This window comes from Aeromonas sp. LsrichE-8G (genome assembly GCF_022869435.1).
GTDB lineage: Bacteria > Pseudomonadota > Gammaproteobacteria > Enterobacterales > Aeromonadaceae > Aeromonas > Aeromonas caviae.
Window position 1 is genome coordinate 1 of sequence record NZ_JALIHH010000251.1, and the last position, 293, is coordinate 293.

At 61.1% G+C, this 293-nt stretch carries 1 protein-coding gene; it reads left to right on the forward strand.

Annotated features, from left to right (window positions below; translation table 11 throughout):
- Nucleotides 1–293: helix-turn-helix domain-containing protein (locus MUW49_RS20790; protein ID WP_280520856.1), on the forward strand; the 293-nt coding region annotated here is incomplete at both ends.

A 293-nucleotide genomic window follows, 5' to 3' on the forward strand; every position in this document is an offset into this window, starting at 1 on the left:
CGCCGATGCCTGCAACCCACGCCATTGATCCACGACCAACGTATCCGCCGGGTGCGTGAGCGAGACCTATTTGACCGACAAGTCTGGTTACAACTGCCTGTTCGCCGCGTCGACTGTCTGCGCTGTGGTCGCGTCAGTGAACATATTGACTGGCTCCCCTCTGGCTCCCGCCTCACCCGGCGCATGCAGTGCTGGATTGAAGCGCTCGTTCAGTACCTCCCCATCCGCCATGTCAGCCAGCTCACCGGGGTCGGTTGGCACACCATCAAGGAGATCGACAAGCGCCGTTTGCA